This is a genomic window from Arsenophonus nasoniae, assembly GCF_004768525.1.
Taxonomy (GTDB): domain Bacteria; phylum Pseudomonadota; class Gammaproteobacteria; order Enterobacterales; family Enterobacteriaceae; genus Arsenophonus; species Arsenophonus nasoniae.
Genome location: NZ_CP038620.1, coordinates 1 through 21,816, shown reverse-complemented (window position 1 = coordinate 21,816; position 21,816 = coordinate 1). Strand labels below are relative to the sequence as shown.

Annotated in this window: 12 protein-coding genes and 4 pseudogenes; 4 read left to right on the top strand and 12 right to left on the bottom strand. The window is 39.3% G+C overall.

Annotated features, from left to right (window positions below; genetic code table 11):
* Positions 1–13: 13 nt before the first annotated feature.
* The 4 genes from ArsFIN_RS23900 to ArsFIN_RS23885 are packed head-to-tail and all read right to left on the bottom strand — an operon-like array spanning position 14 to position 2,489.
* Positions 14–841, bottom strand: coding sequence for a hypothetical protein (locus ArsFIN_RS23900; RefSeq protein ID WP_026823127.1), 828 nt, complete (start codon positions 839–841; stop codon positions 14–16).
* A gap of 31 nt (positions 842–872) precedes the next feature.
* Positions 873–1,406 carry a FlhC family transcriptional regulator gene (locus tag ArsFIN_RS23895; RefSeq protein WP_026823128.1) on the bottom strand — a complete coding sequence of 178 codons (534 nt, stop codon included), beginning with the start codon at positions 1,404–1,406 and terminating at the stop codon, positions 873–875.
* Positions 1,406–1,945 (bottom strand): hypothetical protein, encoded by a 540-nt coding sequence (locus ArsFIN_RS23890; RefSeq protein ID WP_026823129.1) that lies wholly within the window; start codon positions 1,943–1,945, stop codon positions 1,406–1,408. Before ArsFIN_RS23890 ends, ArsFIN_RS23895 begins: the two co-directional genes overlap by 1 nt.
* Positions 1,938–2,489 (bottom strand): transglycosylase SLT domain-containing protein, encoded by a 552-nt coding sequence (locus tag ArsFIN_RS23885; RefSeq protein ID WP_081700662.1) that lies wholly within the window; start codon positions 2,487–2,489, stop codon positions 1,938–1,940. The genes ArsFIN_RS23890 and ArsFIN_RS23885 overlap by 8 nt, the downstream gene beginning before the upstream one ends.
* A gap of 416 nt (positions 2,490–2,905) precedes the next feature.
* Between ArsFIN_RS23885 and mobI the strand changes: the two genes are divergently transcribed.
* Positions 2,906–3,355: a conjugative transfer protein MobI(A/C) gene (mobI, locus tag ArsFIN_RS23880; RefSeq protein WP_135678953.1), complete on the top strand. Its 450-nt coding sequence runs from the start codon at positions 2,906–2,908 to the stop codon at positions 3,353–3,355.
* Between the two features lie 1,063 nt (positions 3,356–4,418).
* Positions 4,419–5,336, top strand: coding sequence for a DUF4942 domain-containing protein (locus tag ArsFIN_RS23875; protein WP_026823132.1), 918 nt, complete (start codon positions 4,419–4,421; stop codon positions 5,334–5,336).
* Between the two features lie 26 nt (positions 5,337–5,362).
* Here the strand turns inward: ArsFIN_RS23875 and ArsFIN_RS23870 are convergent.
* The 3 genes and pseudogenes from ArsFIN_RS23870 to ArsFIN_RS26800 form a co-directional block, all read right to left on the bottom strand.
* Positions 5,363–5,932 (bottom strand): annotated as a pseudogene (locus tag ArsFIN_RS23870) (IS91 family transposase); the annotation flags it as partial.
* A 9-nt stretch (positions 5,933–5,941) separates the two neighbouring features.
* Positions 5,942–6,400 carry a hypothetical protein gene (locus tag ArsFIN_RS23865; protein ID WP_210409137.1) on the bottom strand — a complete coding sequence of 153 codons (459 nt, stop codon included), beginning with the start codon at positions 6,398–6,400 and terminating at the stop codon, positions 5,942–5,944.
* 300 nt (positions 6,401–6,700) lie between these two features.
* Positions 6,701–6,871 carry a hypothetical protein gene (locus tag ArsFIN_RS26800; protein WP_155847022.1) on the bottom strand — a complete coding sequence of 57 codons (171 nt, stop codon included), beginning with the start codon at positions 6,869–6,871 and terminating at the stop codon, positions 6,701–6,703.
* A gap of 1,230 nt (positions 6,872–8,101) precedes the next feature.
* Between ArsFIN_RS26800 and ArsFIN_RS23860 the strand changes: the two genes are divergently transcribed.
* Both ArsFIN_RS23860 and ArsFIN_RS23855 read left to right on the top strand, forming a co-directional pair.
* Positions 8,102–16,567: an Ig-like domain-containing protein gene (locus ArsFIN_RS23860; RefSeq protein ID WP_135678950.1), complete on the top strand. Its 8,466-nt coding sequence runs from the start codon at positions 8,102–8,104 to the stop codon at positions 16,565–16,567.
* A gap of 54 nt (positions 16,568–16,621) precedes the next feature.
* Positions 16,622–17,623, top strand: coding sequence for a fimbrial protein (locus ArsFIN_RS23855; protein WP_026824060.1), 1,002 nt, complete (start codon positions 16,622–16,624; stop codon positions 17,621–17,623).
* A 493-nt stretch (positions 17,624–18,116) separates the two neighbouring features.
* On the opposite strand, the pseudogene ArsFIN_RS23850 reads toward ArsFIN_RS23855, so the two are convergent.
* The 5 genes and pseudogenes from ArsFIN_RS23850 to ArsFIN_RS23830 all read right to left on the bottom strand — a co-directional run.
* A pseudogene (locus ArsFIN_RS23850) lies at positions 18,117–18,419 on the bottom strand (IS91 family transposase); the annotation flags it as partial.
* A gap of 69 nt (positions 18,420–18,488) precedes the next feature.
* A pseudogene (gene istB, locus ArsFIN_RS23845) lies at positions 18,489–19,250 on the bottom strand (IS21-like element helper ATPase IstB).
* The gene (istA, locus tag ArsFIN_RS23840; protein WP_135678948.1) at positions 19,237–20,241 is read right to left on the bottom strand and encodes an IS21 family transposase; all 1,005 of its coding nucleotides are present in this window, start codon (positions 20,239–20,241) and stop codon (positions 19,237–19,239) included. Before istA ends, istB begins: the two are co-directional and overlap by 14 nt.
* 87 nt (positions 20,242–20,328) lie before the next feature.
* Positions 20,329–21,234, bottom strand: a pseudogene (locus ArsFIN_RS23835) (IS91 family transposase); the annotation flags it as partial.
* A 9-nt stretch (positions 21,235–21,243) separates the two neighbouring features.
* Entirely contained in the window at positions 21,244–21,702 is a 459-nt protein-coding gene (locus tag ArsFIN_RS23830) for a hypothetical protein (RefSeq protein ID WP_246067600.1), read from the bottom strand.
* Between the last annotated feature and the right edge of the window lie 114 nt (positions 21,703–21,816).

Below are 21,816 nucleotides of genomic sequence, written 5' to 3'. Positions count from 1 at the left end.
AATCTATCTTACATCACATTCTGAATTTCATCACTTTACCATCGTGCAAGATCATCGGTTCACTTTTCAATGTTGCGGGAAGATACATGGCGTAAGTTCGACCAAGATCTTTACTGATTTCAATAAACTGTGGCAAATACTTACCTGTATCATGCGCCATAAGGTAGCACCTGTTGGAAGAAAAAAGATTCAGATATTGTTTATTTTCAAATGGAGGTTTATTTACCGTTTTATATTCTGTTTCACTTTTCATACCAAGAGGAATAGTAACTATATCTATCCCTTTATCACAATTAGTTAATCCTGATGCGGGGGCTATATCATTCATAGGTCCATCTAAGTGACGTTTAAAAATTGGTGCGATTAAATTGCGTTGTGCTATTAACTGTTGATGAGAACTAAGCTGTTCATTCCAGTGAGCAATCTTGATGGAACTTTCATAAGGAAAAGCCTTTTCTTTTTGACTACGAGTATCCAAAGCAAAAAAACCAAATACAGGATTGATTACCATGCCTAAACCAATTTGCCCCAAATCAATAGGGTTTCTGCCTTCGATTTTCTTAGCATTTTCAATATCTTTAATGCGTACAGGCTTTTTGAGTTTAGTACGAAACGTTTGTTGTTGGGTAACTCCATAGGCTGCGTAGATTTTGTAGTTATCGCCATCATCGTCCAAATCATCGAGCAGCATGGCTTTAGCAAATTTTTTGGCATTACTACCAGTCGGGTAAACGGGATCAGTAGCGATGGCGTTGTAATTGTAACCAAATATTTTAGGTTCAGAGGCGCACCCTGAAAGCAGAAGCGCAGCCAGAAAACAAATTATTTTCGTTTTTTTCATTTTCAAATCCTTTCTCCTTATACCATTATGATTAATAATGGCTTTTTCCACAAAACGCGCATTTCATGTTACAGACCGTATCAGCATTGCAAGTCAAATACATATACTTATTTCTGCAATAAAAACAGCCTACCAAATCTATCACATCACTACGGTATGCTGTGGCTATCTGCCAAGCCATATTTGCATCAATCATCTCTGACTTCAAAGTATCGTTGTAGCTATTGCAATGAACATTGTACAACTCACGATAGGAGCTGTAGGCACTCACGAGTTCTTCAATGTTCATTTTATTTTTTGGATTTGAAGCCATTATCAAATAAACATAAAGAAAAAGAGAACCATGTTTTTTCAAATTATCGTCTACGAAAACCCTGTTAACTTTCTTTAACCGCCTTAACCGTTTTTCATCGTAACCGTTACCGCTTAACCCTGCTTCATTTTTAAGACAATCAAAAGCAGAAGAAGAGAGTGAAGGTATTTCAGATAATATAATAGCTTTCCTGAATCCGAGCTTTATCATTTCCACTGCTAATCCAGCTTCATCTGGCATTATAAGTAACATTATTTTTCCTTACAGCACATAGCCATTCTTGATTTCAGATAAATTGCAATTACATCACTCCTATTTAGTTTTTTAATATCCATAATCAATATTTCTGATGGTCGGTAAATTAGGTTTATTTGAATGCTATAATTACAAATAGCATGAATTAATTCCTTAAATGATAACGAGCTTATTTTTTGAAAAGATTTATTATCAGAGAACCAAAAGAAATAATTTCCACTTGAACTTTCCATGCTATTAATTATAGCTGTGTTAATCAGGGAATGAAATTTTAAATAATAAACATTATTGATAGCTTCTCTAATAATATCATCAGTATGGGGGGTTAAACTTTGCCTTTTATTTTTTTCACTGTAAGAAATAATAAAAGCTGGGCTTTTTTGTTGCTCAATAAAATCACATACACTTTCATAACTTTCTGAGAAATAGCTTTTATCATTAGCAGATAGTGAAATATTTTTACAATTTCCGATCTTGATTGAATCAAGGAAAACGCTACACATTAAAGTATTATATTCCTTTATTTTTTTATTCATAGCTATTCAACCTTTGCCATATTAATAGGACGGATTCACCGTATGCCTTAGATTTTTTTCGCATAGCTGGATTCGGTGTATGGTAATTACCAATCGCTTGCGCTATATCATTTGGTGATAGTGCTATGGCAGCGCACAATATTTTTGCTGATACTTCAATGTTCTTGTCTAAATCTAGCAATTCAGAAGGAGTTGAAACATATCTACTCCCGTTCCACTTCCAATTTATTTGTGTAATACCAATGTCCGTGAGGTTGGAAACTTTAACGAACTCATTAACTTTTCGGACGGCTTCTGCCTTATTTTTGGGATAGTAGGAGCCTAAAACAGGGTTATTCAGTGCATATTTGTAAGGCGCAACAAAGCTACCACTACCTATCCGATGAGAACTTTCTTTAAGTGCAATAGCATATAGAAGCAGTGGGTCAATATCGCAAATCTTGGCGTATTTTTCCCATGCTGTATTTTTCAAATCAACCATCGAGGAATGACCGAAAGGGGAAGTCATCAAAGCACTTATTACAATGAGTATTTTATTTTTCAATTTTATATTCCTGTCAGATAATCAAATAACGCAATCGGGAATAATTTAAAATTTATACCTTTTCTTTAATTTTATTTAAAAATAGGTATATATTATATGATCATGTTTCGTGACACATGTCAATATTTTAAGGGGTGATTTACTGGTTAAATGATCAGCATACAGAAGAGGGTTTTTGAATTGATTGGTTTCTGGTGGCGTTCATTCTCAATAAGTCCACATAGGGGGTATATGGACTTATTGTATTCTATGATAGAGGTTTTCAATAAGTCCATATAGGGGGTGTATGGACTTATTGGATTTTTGAGGTTATCATTCCCAATAAGTCCATGCATAGGGCTTTAGGCTATAGTTAATAATCGTAAGGAACGTTTTTTTAGGTAGGTTTTATGGGTATGATATACGAGAAGTTAGCTTTGGAAAAACTGCAAAATGCTCTCAAGGTCTGTGAGACTATGGTCGAGTTTGATGCAAGTGTGGCGCGGCAATTGATTCAGGAATTTCTTACCGAGGTGAAAACACTCGGCATTTTTACGCCCTACCTGCCAACCTATGCTTTGAATGGTGTAAGTCACCGCATCAGATGGACAAAAATCAAAAGAGATCTTGAAACAGGCAAGGTCGTTGCGGTCAGGGATGCACCAAAAACAGAAGACGGGCATTACATGGTGTCGAAATTCTCTATGCGGAACGCAAAATTACGGGAGTTAATTAGCGAGTACGAAACTAAGTTTAGGATATTGAGAACAAGCATCAAGCAAACCAAAGAGCTTACAAAAAGCCTCAATAGTAGAATTAACATACTTGTGAAGGGGGTAAGAAAAACAAAAATAGGGGAAATAGCTCTACACAGCTTAGATGATTAAGTGTTGGCGCTTGTCCTGTGAGCCGTAGGCGATCCCTTTCTTTTGAACTTACTATCAAATCACATCAAACCGTAAAAGTCCTACAACGAATTATAAGCGATTCTGTGAACGTGACGGTAGCTCTTCTCTGGCTTGATGGCAGGAAATGCCGTCACGGAGCTTACATACGCCTTAAAATCGATTTCTGAACCAGACCTTTGGCGAAAATCTGCCAGGTGTCGATTTGCATCCTCTAGACTGCTTCGTTCATCAGAAAAACCTCCCTCAGTGGCGTACAGTGCGAATTTAAGGGTGTTTTTTCCATAATCTGACACGGTAAACCCGATGAAAACTCAGTCTTTAGAAATTGCACATCTCATTTTGTTTTTTTATTAACATAATCAATCGATTGAAACTCACTTCGCCACGCTATCACGCCAAAGATCTGTGTGGCAGAAGTTTTTACCTAGTGCGCCGTAAAGTCCTGCCCTTTGGAGGCTGTCAAGTTGGAGAGAAGCTAGTGCGAAGCAGTCAAATCGAAAATGGCTTTTAGGGTAGTTTTATAAATCATTAAAAGGTATATTTTTTTATAATCCTATACTGAATATAAAAATGGAATGTTTTTTTTCAAAAAAAATAACAGATATCCGTATTGTTTTTTCTATTCTGTAAATGCTTTTTTCATTCTCAATTTAATATTAATGGCTCAAAAATTCTTTTTATTCTGGTGTGGCATTTGGTAGAGGAATCGGAGAAAAAATAAAAACAAAAGATAAAATGAATAAGCAAATAATAAACGAATGATTCCTGTTAATTTAATTATGTTTAAATCATTACCTAATTGATTCCAGTTAAGGTTAAAATAAACTTATATTTAATTATTCTTTTTTGAAATGTGATTTAATATTATTGCGATTGAAATGTGAATTATTCAAAAACAAAATAAATGCTATCTCACACCTTTATTTTATTGATTTTAATTCTGTGTGTAATACAATTATCATTGCCTAACAAGAAACATTTAATTTTATATGTCTACGTTGATATTTATATCATCGTATTATCCATAAAAAGGTAGGAATATATGACCATCACCATGAAAAGTTTAATCCACCATGATAGTGCAGAAGTATTAAATTACAATGAGATAGATAATATTGTTGCAATTCGTGACAGGGCTGTTGACCTCTACACGCAAGGATTAAAACTCATAGCTGAATCAGTCAGCTTAGCTAAAGAAGCTGTAAGCAAGACTGGCGTAACCTTGTACTATCCAGATGAAGCAATCAATTCCGACATTTTTAACATTGATTCATTGACAGGAACGGATAAAGAATATAGGAAACAGGAGGGGTTAGGGGCACATTTTTTTAACTTCGACAAGAACCTAGATACTCGGCTTTGGAATTTAACTGTAGAAAAATCTGAATTACATCAGTTTGCTTCTGATGAACAAATCAAAAGGCTACAGGCAACCTTGGGTGGCATAGATAAAGCAATCCCTTTATTTAATTCTGAAAATGTAAAAAGTTTTTTCATCGAGGAAGAATGCAACAGGGAAACACTACTGATAGACAACTTCAAGTCTGTAGTAAAAGGGTTGTCATGGCATAGCGAATCCGACCGTCCGTGTCTGTTTGAAAAAAAACTTGTTATTGAAGATGCTATTCATCTTACATCAACCTCCGGTAGAACAGCTACATTTCTAAAAAGGTCTGAAATAAACCAATTGCACAGCATATTTTCACTGCTGGACGGCAAAAGAGTACCCGATACACAAAAAAGATTAGGCAATGAAATCAACTACAAGGTATCGAGAGATATACGGACGTTCGAGACTGAATATTTTCTTGTGCGCTGGTTCAAAAAAGGTTCGATGCAGTTAACCTTTACCAGAACTGATTTGATTAGGCAATTAAATAATCTCATTACGGTAACATTCCCTGCCTTTTTTTCCAAAAAGGCTAACGATGCAACGCTATCTGATAGGGGGCTTTACTGAAAGGAACTAAAGGGGCAGTGATTCCGAATTTTTTCGACTGCCTTTTTTTTGAAGAACAGCTTTCGCCATACACCATGTTTACTATCCAAACCGCCGCGCGTGACGGAAACATGAACATGCGGATGTTGATTGAGTTGCCGGCCATAAGTGTGCAAGGCACAGAAAATACCAATTTCGATACCCTGTTTGCGAGCCAACTGCAGCATAGCTCGAGTGGCTGCCCGAAACAGAGCATTAAGTAGCGGCCAGTTATTGTTAAAAAAAGGCCAAAGGAGATGTGGCATGGTGAAAGTAATGTGTTGCCAGTCGCAGTCGGGTAAAATATGAACCTGCTGTGCTAACCACTGCTCGGTGGCTTTAAAGCCACATGAACTGCAGGCTTTTGACTTACAGCTTTGGCAGAAAAAACGGCTGTGAGAACAATCAGACGAAGCGCAACAATAGCGCCGGACACCCATGGCACAAGTGCCGCAGGCAAGCATGCGCTCCACAGATAAACTCGTCCACGAACTAACGCTATCGCCGTATTTTTCGAGGAATTTATTCCAACCGTCATCAATGGTGAAAAGTAGTTTAGCAGGACGAGGGATATACATCTGACTCAATTACCTTATGGGCATCTTGCCAAAGAAACAGAAATTGCCAGATTCGTCAGCCCAGTTATCGGTGTGTTTATCCCAGGGTTCGAAGGAGACAGGGATTATCCCTAGCTCCGTATAGGTGATGAATTCATCGGCAGGCAGACTTTCAGTTATTACCCCCTCAGTGCAGTTGTATCCAGCGTCATCGGCTTGGTCTGGACGTTGTTCAAAACCCCTGATAATCGTGACTAGCGGCGGATAATACTGAGTGTCGAGAAAAAATTGAGGGCCAAGTCGGACGCAATGCTGTATGGCCTCTTTTGGGGTGTTATAAAAAAATTCAGTCGGTCTGTCATCATCACTTTCGGGTGGGAGAGAGATCATAAAACGTTTCGGATAAACAGGTGATGTAACACGTGAAGTCACCGTAGGTCTGCCTGATTTACCCGGTTTACGCTTGCGGGGAGATTTATTGCGAGCCATCGAGATGAATACCTGAAAAAATTAACCTATCGCAGAGTATAAAACAGTACTTAAATCATGAAAACCCCCGAAGCAGCGTAGCTGCGCCGCTCACGCGTAGCGTGCTACGTTCTAGGCTGTCAAATCCTTAAGCATGTTGCTAAATAGTGAAATTAATTATGACTTGCAAAAAAGTTAGGAATTGATGATAAAATAACCATGCATTGAATTAAAAATAATCTACATTAGATTAATAAACATACTGATTTTGTGTTTTTTAGATGTATCTGAGTCGTTTTTGTTTAAAGCCAATTAATTTCACTATTTAGCAACAGGTTTAAGGTAGTTTAGTGATTCATTCTCAAAATTATTTCTAAATTCCTTTGCTGCAAGCTGGCAACCTTGTTCCGTTTTAAATTCCGGAGTATGAATACTGGCAAAGTTATTTGTTGAATAAGGAGTTGAAAACATAGTAAAAATTAATACCCACATATTATTCTCCTCTATTTATAATTATAATAATGACTATCTATATTAATAATAGAAACATGAAGATATTAAATTACTATGCTCCGATATTTCCCTAGTGTTGGAATTAAAGTTCAAAGTATTTTTATTTGAATAAATTTTATTTAACTTAAATATAAGTAATATTAAAAAATAAAAAAAACACCTAAGTCTTAGGTGTTATTAGATAAGAGCGTTTTTAAATTTATGAGTAAACATAATAATCAATTGCTTATCAGTAATATATAAATATAAACTTAATTTGTTGGGGTTATAAGGAAATTAACGAAATGATTTAAGATGCCGGCCATTGATAAGGCTGTGCCCGCTAGTTCAACACGGATTTTTATTTTAAAATAATCGAATTTTCTCCCAGTGAAAATCTAGAGGGCATTAGCCAATCCCAAAGATGACGTATATAAATTCACGTCATTTACTTTTACGACAGATAAAATAATTGAAATTAATACAATAATCCCTGCGTTAATTAAGCCTATTGCTAAATAGTGAAATTAATTGGCTTTAAATAAAAACGACTCAGATACATCTAAAAAACACAAAATCAGTATGTTTATTAATCTAATATAGGTTATTTTTAATTTAATGTATGGTTATTTTATCATCAATTCCTAACTTTTTTGTAAGTTATAATTAATTCCACTATTTAGCAATAGGCTTAATATAACCTTCATTCATACTCAATACACCTAATAAAACTCACTCAATCGCTCTGTGAAGAATTTTTAATGGATAAGTGAAGGTGGATAGGGAAGATATGTTTAAAATTTAAGATGCGCTCAGAATAGCCTACAACGTGTTTTAATTGGTTTGTGTGAATCCACAGTATTTTAAGTTATCGATTTGCAGCCGTAGGCTGATTCGTTCATTATTTTTCAAAATATAAAAATAATATTTAATTATTTTTTGTTAAAATATTTAACTTAATAGTTTTTATTGTTAATTAATGACATATTTTATGTAAAAACATATTATTATTTTAAATAAAATAATTATCAAATATAACATTAATTTTAAATTAAAAAAATATAAGTTAACATATTAATTTTTTCTTATTATTTTATATAATAAAATTAACTTACAAAAAAATTAATGAAAAATATATATATATTATTTCTAATATTTATTATAATATGTATTAAATCTATTATTTAATACATAAATACGAAATATTTCATTCCTTTTTAGGTAAATATTATGTTAGTAAAACAAGGTGATTTTAATAAAATCCCTGCTTATTTTTTATTGTTTTTTCAGTTGTTCTCTATTTTATTTTTTCCTCTATCTCATGTAGCAAAAGCTATTGAAAATGCAGAGATGGCTGAAACAATAGCAGGTATACAGTCTTTGATCGACAATGATAGAAAAAATAATCATTCTATTGTAGAACAAAAGCATGGATATCAGGATTCATTCCCAGAGAATATAAAAAATAATGATAATGTAGAAAACATAACAAAATATTTACCAAATTTAGGTAGTACTAAAATTTTACCAGAAGAAAATAATAATGAAGAGAAATTTGCTTCATCTTTTACATTAATGGGTGATATTCTATCAAGTGATAATTTCGTCGATAATTCCATTAATTATGCTAAAAGCATAGGACAAGGATTAGTTAACCAACAAATTAATGATTGGTTAAATCAGTATGGAAAAGCAAGAATTTCTTTTAGTTCAGATAAAAATATTTCTGGGGATTTTTTATTACCTGTTATTGATGAACCCAATAATCTTTTGTTTACCCAATTAGGACTCAGAAACAATACTGATAGAAATACGATAAATCTGGGTTTAGGATATCGAAAATATTGGCGAAATTGGATGTTCGGAATTAATACCTTTTATGACTATGATTATACGGGCGGTAATGCTCGATTGGGTGTTGGGGGTGAAGCCTGGATCGATTATCTAAAATTGGCAATTAATGGTTATTTTGGATTAACTGACTGGCATCAATCAAAAATATCTGTAATGGATGATTATGATGAGCGCCCTGCTACCGGTTTTGATGTTCGCGCAGAAGCCTATTTACCAAAATACCCTCAGTTGGGTAGTAGTATTAAGTATGAAAAATATTTTGGCAAAGGGATTCATCTTGGAACAGGGGTAAATCCCGAATATCTAAAGGATGATGCGCAATCGTTGATAATGGGATTAAATTATACCCCTATACCATTACTTACTTTAAAAGCTGAACGTTCAATCGGTGATCGTAATGATACAAAAATTAGTTTAGATGTGAATTATCGTTTTGGCGTGCCTCTTTCTCAACAATTGAATCCTGATGCAGTTGATGTTATGCGTAGTTTAGTTGGGAATAAATATGATTTTGTTGACCGAAATTACGATATTGTGATGCAATATCGTAAACAAGATTTATTGAATATCTTTTTACCCCGGGAGATAGTAGGTGAAGCCAGAGATACTCATCGGATTAATGTTACCGTAAATAAGACGAAATATGGTTTAAAGAATATCAAATGGATTATTGATCCTAAACTTATTGAAGATAAAGGACATTTTAAGCAAATTTCACAAACAGAAGGGATCATAACCTTTCCTATCTATAACAGTCTCAATGAAAAAAACAACCTCCCCGCGGAATATTATATTAGTGCTATAGGGACTGATAATAATGGCAATGAGTCCAATAAGGCAACAACGATCATTAGGGTTAATCGGTCTACAAATGATTTTAGTGGTGATCTGACTATTAGCCCTCAGTCGATTTTATTAGCAAATGATATTGAATATTATACAGTTATTGCGATTGTTAATGACAAGAATGGATCTCCACTTAAGAATGAAAATATTGCTTTTAATATAAGTGGTCTTAATTTGTCAAACGGACAATCAGGTGTGACATTATTCTCCGGTAATGATACTGATAATAAAAAATTAATCGTAAAAACAGATAGTCACGGCAAAGCATCTATTAATGTTAGTAGTAAAGCTGCTGGTGAAGGTTGGATTACTGCACTGATGGATAATGGTAATAGTAAAAATGCGAAAATTAAATTTAAGGCAAATAAAGAAACAGCCACAATAAGAGCAGGAAAACTAGAAATTATCATTAATAATCAGGTGGCTAACGGTAAAAACCAAAACAAAGTAAAAGCAGTAGTTATTGATGAGTATGGGAACAAAGTTTCTGGTATTTATGTAGGCTTTACTGCTAATAATAATGCTATACCCAAAAAAGATGAAATCTTAACGGACGTTAATGGTGATGCTTTTTTCAGCGTCACCAATACTAAAGCTGAAAGTGTTAAGATTACAGCAGCTGCAAATAATAGCAAATCTGAAGCAGATCTTACTTTTATCGCAAATACTTACACGGCAGAAATTACCGAGGCCAATTTGGTAATTGATCCGGATAACTCCCCAGCAAATGGAAAAGCCGAAAATGTGGTGACGGCCACGGTAACGGATAGCGAAGGTAATCGGGTATCTAATATTGACGTTACCTTTACGGTTAGCGCCGGGGCAACTATTGGGCCGGTAACAGGTAAAACCGACGCAGATGGTAAAGCAACCGCCAAGATAACCAGTAAAAAAGCCGGCTCTTATGCCGTAACGGCCACGGTTAATGGTAAAGACACCATCAAGAAGACCACCTTTAGAGGCGATAAGGAAACGGCAGAAATTACCGAGGCCAATTTGGTAATTGATCCGGATAACTCCCCAGCAAATGGAAAAGCCGAAAATGTGGTGACGGCCACGGTAACGGATAGCGAAGGTAATCGGGTATCTAATATTGACGTTACCTTTACGGTTAGCGCCGGGGCAACTATTGGGCCGGTAACAGGTAAAACCGACGCAGATGGTAAAGCAACCGCCAAGATAACCAGTAAAAAAGCCGGCTCTTATGCCGTAACGGCCACGGTTAATGGTAAAGACACCATCAAGAAGACCACCTTTAGAGGCGATAAGGAAACGGCAGAAATTACCAAGGCCAATTTGGTAATTGATCCGGATAACTCCCCAGCAAATGGAAAAGCCGAAAATGTGGTGACGGCCACGGTAACGGATAGCGAAGGTAATCGGGTATCTAATATTGACGTTACCTTTACGGTTAGCGACGGGGCAACTATTGGGCCGGTAACAGGTAAAACCGACGCAGATGGTAAAGCAACCGCCAAGATAACCAGTAAAAAAGCCGGCTCTTATGCCGTAACGGCCACGGTTAATGGTAAAGACACCATCAAGAAGACCACCTTTAGAGGCGATAAGGAAACGGCAGAAATTACCAAGGCCAATTTGGTAATTGATCCGGATAACTCCCCAGCAAATGGAAAAGCCGAAAATGTGGTGACGGCCACGGTAACGGATAGCGAAGGTAATCGGGTATCTAATATTGACGTTACCTTTACGGTTAGCGCCGGGGCAACTATTGAGCCGGTAACAGGTAAAACCGACGCAGACGGTAAAGCAACCGCCAAGATAACCAGTAAAAAAGCCGGCTCTTATGCCGTAACGGCCACGGTTAATGGTAAAGACACCACCAAGAAGACCACCTTTAGAGGCGATAAGGAAACGGCAGAAATTACCGAGGCCAATTTGGTAATTGATCCGGATAACTCCCCAGCAAATGGAAAAGCCGAAAATGTGGTGACGGCCACGGTAACGGATAGCGAAGGTAATCGGGTATCTAATATTGACGTTACCTTTACGGTTAGCGACGGGGCAACTATTGGGCCGGTAACAGGTAAAACCGACGCAGACGGTAAAGCAACCGCCAAGATAACCAGTAAAAAAGCCGGCTCTTATGCCGTAACGGCCACGGTTAATGGTAAAGACACCACCAAGAAGACCACCTTTAGAAGCGATAAGGAAACGGCAGAAATTACCGAGGCCAATTTGGTAATTGATCCGGATAACTCCCCAGCAAATGGAAAAGCCGAAAATGTGGTGACGGCCACGGTAACGGATAGCGAAGGTAATCGGGTATCTAATATTGACGTTACCTTTACGGTTAGCGCCGGGGCAACTATTGAGCCGGTAACAGGTAAAACCGACGCAGACGGTAAAGCAACCGCCAAGATAACCAGTAAAAAAGCCGGCTCTTATGCCGTAACGGCCACGGTTAATGGTAAAGACACCACCAAGAAGACCACCTTTAGAGGCGATAAGGAAACGGCAGAAATTACCGAGGCCAATTTGGTAATTGATCCGGATAACTCCCCAGCAAATGGAAAAGCCGAAAATGTGGTGACGGCCACGGTAACGGATAGCGAAGGTAATCGGGTATCTAATATTGACGTTACCTTTACGGTTAGCGACGGGGCAACTATTGGGCCGGTAACAGGTAAAACCGACGCAGACGGTAAAGCAACCGCCAAGATAACCAGTAAAAAAGCCGGCTCTTATGCCGTAACGGCCACGGTTAATGGTAAAGACACCACCAAGAAGACCACCTTTAGAGGCGATAAGGAAACGGCAGAAATTACCGAGGCCAATTTGGTAATTGATCCGGATAACTCCCCAGCAAATGGAAAAGCCGAAAATGTGGTGACGGCCACGGTAACGGATAGCGAAGGTAATCGGGTATCTAATATTGACGTTACCTTTACGGTTAGCGCCGGGGCAACTATTGAGCCGGTAACAGGTAAAACCGACGCAGACGGTAAAGCAACCGCCAAGATAACCAGTAAAAAAGCCGGCTCTTATGCCGTAACGGCCACGGTTAATGGTAAAGACACCATCAAGAAGACCACCTTTAGAGGCGATAAGGAAACGGCAGAAATTACCGAGGCCAATTTGGTAATTGATCCGGATAACTCCCCAGCAAATGGAAAAGCCGAAAATGTGGTGACGGCCACGGTAACGGATAGCGAAGGTAATCGGGTATCTAATATTGACGTTACCTTTACGGTTAGCGCCGGGGCAACTATTGAGCCGGTAACAGGTAAAACCGACGCAGACGGTAAAGCAACCGCCAAGATAACCAGTAAAAAAGCCGGCTCTTATGCCGTAACGGCCACGGTTAATGGTAAAGACACCACCAAGAAGACCACCTTTAGAGGCGATAAGGAAACGGCAGAAATTACCGAGGCCAATTTGGTAATTGATCCGGATAACTCCCCAGCAAATGGAAAAGCCGAAAATGTGGTGACGGCCACGGTAACGGATAGCGAAGGTAATCGGGTATCTAATATTGACGTTACCTTTACGGTTAGCGCCGGGGCAACTATTGAGCCGGTAACAGGTAAAACCGACGCAGATGGTAAAGCAACCGCCAAGATAACCAGTAAAAAAGCCGGCTCTTATGCCGTAACGGCCACGGTTAATGGTAAAGACACCACCAAGAAGACCACCTTTAGAGGCGATAAGGAAACGGCAGAAATTACCGAGGCCAATTTGGTAATTGATCCGGATAACTCCCCAGCAAATGGAAAAGCCGAAAATGTGGTGACGGCCACGGTAACGGATAGCGAAGGTAATCGGGTATCTAATATTGACGTTACCTTTACGGTTAGCGACGGGGCAACTATTGGGCCGGTAACAGGTAAAACCGACGCAGACGGTAAAGCAACCGCCAAGATAACCAGTAAAAAAGCCGGCTCTTATGCCGTAACGGCCACGGTTAATGGTAAAGACACCACCAAGAAGACCACCTTTAGAGGCGATAAGGAAACGGCAGAAATTACCGAGGCCAATTTGGTAATTGATCCGGATAACTCCCCAGCAAATGGAAAAGCCGAAAATGTGGTGACGGCCACGGTAACGGATAGCGAAGGTAATCGGGTATCTAATATTGACGTTACCTTTACGGTTAGCGCCGGGGCAACTATTGAGCCGGTAACAGGTAAAACCGACGCAGACGGTAAAGCAACCGCCAAGATAACCAGTAAAAAAGCCGGCTCTTATGCCGTAACGGCCACGGTTAATGGTAAAGACACCACCAAGAAGACCACCTTTAGAGGCGATAAGGAAACGGCAGAAATTACCGAGGCCAATTTGGTAATTGATCCGGATAACTCCCCAGCAAATGGAAAAGCCGAAAATGTGGTGACGGCCACGGTAACGGATAGCGAAGGTAATCGGGTATCTAATATTGACGTTACCTTTACGGTTAGCGCCGGGGCAACTATTGGGCCGGTAACAGGTAAAACCGACGCAGACGGTAAAGCAACCGCCAAGATAACCAGTAAAAAAGCCGGCTCTTATGCCGTAACGGCCACGGTTAATGGTAAAGACACCACCAAGAAGACCACCTTTAGAGGCGATAAGGAAACGGCAGAAATTACCGAGGCCAATTTGGTAATTGATCCGGATAACTCCCCAGCAAATGGAAAAGCCGAAAATGTGGTGACGGCCACGGTAACGGATAGCGAAGGTAATCGGGTATCTAATATTGACGTTACCTTTACGGTTAGCGCCGGGGCAACTATTGAGCCGGTAACAGGTAAAACCGACGCAGACGGTAAAGCAACCGCCAAGATAACCAGTAAAAAAGCCGGCTCTTATGCCGTAACGGCCACGGTTAATGGTAAAGACACCATCAAGAAGACCACCTTTAGAGGCGATAAGGAAACGGCAGAAATTACCGAGGCCAATTTGGTAATTGATCCGGATAACTCCCCAGCAAATGGAAAAGCCGAAAATGTGGTGACGGCCACGGTAACGGATAGCGAAGGTAATCGGGTATCTAATATTGACGTTACCTTTACGGTTAGCGCCGGGGCAACTATTGAGCCGGTAACAGGTAAAACCGACGCAGACGGTAAAGCAACCGCCAAGATAACCAGTAAAAAAGCCGGCTCTTATGCCGTAACGGCCACGGTTAATGGTAAAGACACCACCAAGAAGACCACCTTTAGAGGCGATAAGGAAACGGCAGAAATTACCGAGGCCAATTTGGTAATTGATCCGGATAACTCCCCAGCAAATGGAAAAGCCGAAAATGTGGTGACGGCCACGGTAACGGATAGCGAAGGTAATCGGGTATCTAATATTGACGTTACCTTTACGGTTAGCGACGGGGCAACTATTGAGCCGGTAACAGGTAAAACCGACGCAGACGGTAAAGCAACCGCCAAGATAACCAGTAAAAAAGCCGGCTCTTATACCGTAACGGCCACGGTTAATGGTAAAGACACCACCAAGAAGACCACCTTTAGAGGCGATAAGGAAACGGCAGAAATTACCGAGGCCAATTTGGTAATTGATCCGGATAACTCCCCAGCAAATGGAAAAGCCGAAAATGTGGTGACGGCCACGGTAACGGATAGCGAAGGTAATCGGGTATCTAATATTGACGTTACCTTTACGGTTAGCGACGGGGCAACTATTGGGCCGGTAACAGGTAAAACCGACGCAGACGGTAAAGCAACCGCCAAGATAACCAGTAAAAAAGCCGGCTCTTATGCCGTAACGGCCACGGTTAATGGTAAAGACACCACCAAGAAGACCACCTTTAGAGGCGATAAGGAAACGGCAGAAATTACCGAGGCCAATTTGGTAATTGATCCGGATAACTCCCCAGCAAATGGAAAAGCCGAAAATGTGGTGACGGCCACGGTAACGGATAGCGAAGGTAATCGGGTATCTAATATTGACGTTACCTTTACGGTTAGCGCCGGGGCAACTATTGAGCCGGTAACAGGTAAAACCGACGCAGACGGTAAAGCAACCGCCAAGATAACCAGTAAAAAAGCCGGCTCTTATGCCGTAACGGCCACGGTTAATGGTAAAGACACCATCAAGAAGACCACCTTTAGAGGCGATAAGGAAACGGCAGAAATTACCGAGGCCAATTTGGTAATTGATCCGGATAACTCCCCAGCAAATGGAAAAGCCGAAAATGTGGTGACGGCCACGGTAACGGATAGCGAAGGTAATCGGGTATCTAATATTGACGTTACCTTTACGGTTAGCGCCGGGGCAACTATTGAGCCGGTAACAGGTAAAACCGACGCAGACGGTAAAGCAACCGCCAAGATAACCAGTAAAAAAGCCGGCTCTTATGCCGTAACGGCCACGGTTAATGGTAAAGACACCACCAAGAAGACCACCTTTAGAAGCGATAAGGAAACGGCAGAAATTACCGAGGCCAATTTGGTAATTGATCCGGATAACTCCCCAGCAAATGGAAAAGCCGAAAATGTGGTGACGGCCACGGTAACGGATAGCGAAGGTAATCGGGTATCTAATATTGACGTTACCTTTACGGTTAGCGACGGGGCAACTATTGAGCCGGTAACAGGTAAAACCGACGCAGACGGTAAAGCAACCGCCAAGATAACCAGTAAAAAAGCCGGCTCTTATACCGTAACGGCCACGGTTAATGGTAAAGACACCATCAATAAGACCACCTTTAGAGGCGATAAGGAAACGGCAGAAATCAATCTGGAGTGGATTAATAAAAAAGAACCAGCTGTTGCAGACAAAAAAGAAGAAAATGAAGTTAAAATTTCAGTTGTTGATCAATATGACAATCCGATTCCTTTTGCTAAAGTTCATGTTAATGCACCGGAAATTAGTTTTCAAAAAGATATTAATACAGATATTAATGGAATTTATAATATTAAGTTAAAAAGTGATACTTTTGGAGAAGTAAAAGTAAATGCAAAAACAGAATCATCTTCTTATGAGAAGAGTATAAAAATAATTTATATACCAAATAAATTTGATTTAGAATTAAATGTGAATATGTAAAAAACTAAGCTTTTAAGGAAAGATTTTATATATTTTCAATATAGAGAGAATATAATGCATTTATCAAACTTAATAAAAAAATTATTTACTATTTTTCCCATTACCATATTTATTTCAGTAAACGTATGGGCTAATGATAATTATACGTGTTTCAGTGATGAAGAAATAATTGTTAAACTTGGAAAATCATCTGAACAATACCCGTCAAAAGGAGTTGTTTATAATAGCGAATATAATATGAATAAAAGTTATAATGGAACATGTAAAGCTGATAAGTTCGATGATACACTCGGACCTTTTTATTATAAAGCCGTTTACGAAAATATAAATAGCGTTGAAAGTGAATCTGGGTATATCAGTTTAAATGATTTTGTAGAAGTAGAAACAAAAATACATGTTTATAGTCAAGGTTATAAGCAAGTTCCTTTTTATAATGTATCGAATAATGCTGAAAATATGTTCCATGAAGTAGAAGCATTTGATACGGGATCAAAGGGAATTGTTAATATTAGACTAAAAAAGAGCATCCTTGATGGGACTATTGTTGTCCCAGAGTTTTATGTTAAGTTATATACTTTATTTGCAAGTAAAACAAAAGAATACTCTGATAAACCTCTTGTTTTAATTAAATTTGAAGAATCTAAAATTAATGTAAATAAAATATGTAATATTAGTAACTTACCTATGAAATTTAATGTAAATGATATAATATCACAAGATATTTTTTCTCATGAAAAAAAATTTGATGGGTTTCAAATTAACATTATTTGTAAAAAAACACTTCCTAATGAAAAAATTAATTTAAATTTTGTTGGAACCCCATTTACTGCTGATCAAGCATATTTTAAAACTAATTTTGAAAATTTTGGAATTGGTGTATGGAATGATGAGTCACAGGAATTAATTAATGATAAAAAAACATTAAGTTTTGAACTTGATGGAAATAAAAAGAATTTGAAATTTAAGCTTATTCCATATTTAGTTAGAGATAATGAGGTATTTTCATCAAATAAAGTAAAAGCTTCAATAAAAGCTATTCTTTCAAAAGATGAATAGGCACAATTAAATTAGAAACTATAATAATCCTGTTGCTAAATAGTGAAATTAATCGGCTTTAAACAAAAACGACTCAGATACATCTAAAAAACACAAAATCAGTATGTTTATTAATCTAATATAGGTTATTTTTAATTTAATGTATGTTTTTTTTATAATCAATTCCTAACTTTTTTGTAAGTCATAACTAATTCCACTATTTAGCAACAGGCTTAATCTCATTACGGTAACATTCCCTGCCTTTGTCTAACGATGCAACGCTACCTAATAGGGGCTTTCCTGAAAGGAACTAAAGGGGCAGTGATTCCGAACTACAGTCACCCCGTAGTTCATGGTTAGGAAATTGAATCGCTTTTAAAGTGAGGAGCAAAAACCATCCCTTATTGCAAAAAGGAGAGGAAATCGATTTATTGTGTTTGGTGCCAGTTAATATTTCCTCAAATAGTGTAATTTCTAACCTAATTTCCTGATTTTAGACATATTGATCCTGCGTTTAGCTGCGTAACCATCGTTTTTTTTCCATGTGGTGTAGTCTTTCTGATAACAATTCCGTTGCTTTTTTACCCATCTGAGCACTGGTGAAAAGTAGCCTGTCACCACACAGAATACATTTGTACGGATCAGTGCGCAGAAATCCTTTCATCAACACAGCAAAACCCGGGGTTTCCGGTTTTTTACGTGGCGTCATCTCAAGTGCCTTATACACTTTCGGCAATAGTTTTCCTCGTTTACGATTCGACAAAAAACCAGAGTAACGCACCATTTTAAAATGCCTGGCCGGAATATGGCTGATATAGTGTCAACGATCACCGAAAACTGATCCACTTTTTATCTAAATCCGATCAATCAAAATTGATCCACTGTTTTACTCAGTTATTGCTCCTGAGCGCCGCTTATCTTTCAATCGGTAGCTTTCACCGCTTAATTGCAGTACATGCGAATGATGAAGTAAACGATCAAGCATAGCGGCAGTTAATGTTGCGTCATCAGCAAAAGCACTTGGCCATTGCCCAAATGATAGGTTACTCGTCAATATGACACTGCCATGCTCATAACGCTTGGCAATCACATTGAAAAACAGGTTTGCTTCTTCTCGCCCAAACGGCAGGTATCCAATCTCATCGATAATCAACAACTTCGGGGCCATCACCGAACGTGATAGATATTGTTTGTGCTTATTTTGTCGTTTGGCAGTTGAGAGTTGCAACATCAGTTCAGCTGCCGTGGTAAAGCGGGTTTTCTTCTTGGCCTGTACTGCTTTTAATCCTAACCCAATAGCTAAATGCGTTTTGCCTACACCGCTTGGGCCAAGCAACACGACATTTTCATTACGTTCAATAAACGTTAATGCGCTTAATTCCTGTATGTGTTGTTTGGGGATCCCCGTTGCAAACTTAAAATCGAACGTATTAAGTTCTTTATGTGCTGCGAATCCTGCCATCCGACTCAAAAGATTACGAGTTCGTTCATCTCGTTGTTGTTGCTCACATTTTTACAGGGACAGTAAAAACTCTCCGTAGCTTTTGTCTTGGGCAATGCATTTTTCGGCAAGTGATGACCAATGAGTCGGAATAGAATTTAATTTCAATGACTCACACAGGTGTTCAATTTGTTCATGCAATAACATGTTCACCTCCCAGTAATGCTTCGTATACGCTGATTGAGTGTTGCAAACTGACAGATTCAAGGGGCGGTACGATAGGGATATTAAGCGTATTAGTCTGTGGGATAGATTGGCAAACCCTTGCTGGTAAGGGTAGAAGAGACTTAACTTCCTTAGCTAATCTATCTGCTGGCTTCTCTAACGTTGTTCCATGAATTCGCTGATGGGCAACGCGTTGTAACCATGGACCCACTTTTGCATTAGCTATTTCAATATCCAGTTCAAGATTATGAGCACGAAGGTCGGTGTTTAATGGCACGATAAAGCTGTTTTTTAAATAGTGGTTAAAGCGCTCTACTTTCCCTTTCGTTTTTGCCCTGTAGGGCTTGCAAGCCTTCAATTTAAACCCGTAATCTTTCGACATTTGAAGCATTTCGACATGTAATTTATGATCACCTTCTGCATAAGCATCCCGTTCGATGATGAGGGATTTTGCGTTATCACACAATACTTCCTGTGGTACACCACCAAAGTAGTCGAAAGCTTCTCTTAAACCTTGCTGCCACGATTCTGCTCGTTCATTATCAAAGAACTTTACATAACTCGCACGCGAATAGCCTAGCGTTGCAACAAACGCTTTCAGCGATTTTTTACCTCGCCGGATGCTGGTGAAGTCGATTTGCATTTGTTGACCTGGCTGTGTTTCAAAACGGACGACTACTTCGGGAACAATGCTTGGTTTAAATTGACAAACAAATCGGCGTAATTGAGCAATACCACCTTGATAGCCGTTTTCAACTACCTCATCAAATAAGACTGTTGCAGGGATCCAATCAGGTTTAGCCAGTTCAATTCGCTGAAGCAAATAAGGTTTAAAGGGGGATAATTTAGTCGGTTGTTGTAAATGATGTTTTACGGTGTTACGGGATATACCCAACTCACTGGCAATTTTTCGAAGGCTTTGTCCTTGTGCAAAGCGAACATGAATATCCACAAATATCTCCTTGGTTAACATAAATTATCCGTACAAAAATGTGCGAATAATACCAAGTGGATCAGTTTTAGATGATCGTTAGTGGATCAGTTTTGCATGATCGGTGACAATATAGCGCCTAATCATCTCTTCCTGCGGCAGAGTTTGCTGCCGGTGCTGGCCAGTCCGGTGGTCATGGTAATGATGGACAACGGCACCCCCTCGGTAATGCCGCAGTTTTGACGCAGATACCGGTGGGGGTTTAAGGTAGCGGCCGAGGTACTTAACACTATGCCAGGCCCCTTTCGTTTTTTTAGCAAAGTGCACTTTCCAATAACGTCCGTACTGCGCTCTCAAGTAACGCCGCCAATGTTTTTTGTCACGGATATGGCCAAGACCGGGAAGACGGCCAGGATTAATTAAATCATAACTGTGGCGCAGTAGTCGGATGACAGCCCCTCGCCAGATTTTTTCGACTGCCTTTTTTTTGAAGAACAGCTTTCGCCATACACCATGTTTACTATCCAAACCGCCGCGCGTGACGGAAACATGAACATGCGGATGTTGATTGAGTTGCCGGCCATAAGTGTGCAAGGCACAGAAAATACCAATTTCGATACCCTGTTCGTTCGCCCACTGCAGCATCGCTCGGGTAGCAGCACGAAACAGGGCGTTAAGTAGCGGCCAGTTATTGTTGAAAAAAGGCCAAAGGAGATGGGGCATGGTGAAAGTAATGTGTTGCCATTCACAGTCTGGCAAAACATGGACCTGCTGTGCTAACCACTGCTCGGTGGCTTTGAAACCACATGAACTGCAGGCTTTTGATTTACAGCTTTGGCAGAAAAAACGGCTGTGAGAACAATCAGGCGAAGCGCAACAATAGCGCCGGACACCCATGGCACAAGTACCGCAGGCAAGCATGCGCTCGACAGATAAACGCGTCCACGAACTAACGCTATCGCCGTATTTTTCGAGGAACTTATTCCAACCGTCATCAATGGTAAAAAGTAGTTTATCAGGGCGGGGGATATACATCTGGCTAATTTACCCTATGGGCATCTTGCTAGAGAAACAAAAATTGTCAGGTCTGTCAGCCCAGTTATCGGTGTGTTTATCCCAGGGTTCGAAGGAGACAGGGATTATCCCTAGCTCCGTATAGGTGATGAATTCATCGGCAGGCAGACTTTCAGTTATTCCCCCCTCAGTGCAGTTGTATCCAGCGTCATCGGCTTGGTCTGGACGTTGTTCAAAACCCCTGATAATCGTGACTAGCGGCGGATAATACTGAGTGTCGAGAAAAAATTGAGGGCCAAGTCGGACGCAATGCTGTATGGCCTCTTTTGGGGTGTTATAAAAAAATTCAGTCGGTCTGTCATCATCGTTTTCGGGTGGGAGAGAGATCATAAAACGTTTCGGATAAACAGGCGGTGTAACACGTGAAGTAACTGGTGGTCTTCCTGATTTACCTGGTTTACGCTTTCTGGGAGATTTATTGCGCGCCATCGAGATGAATACCTAAAAAAAATTAACCTACTGCAGAGTATAAAACAGTACTCAACTCATTAACATCTCCGAAGCAGCAACGCTGCGCCGCTCACGCGTAGCGTGCTACGTTCT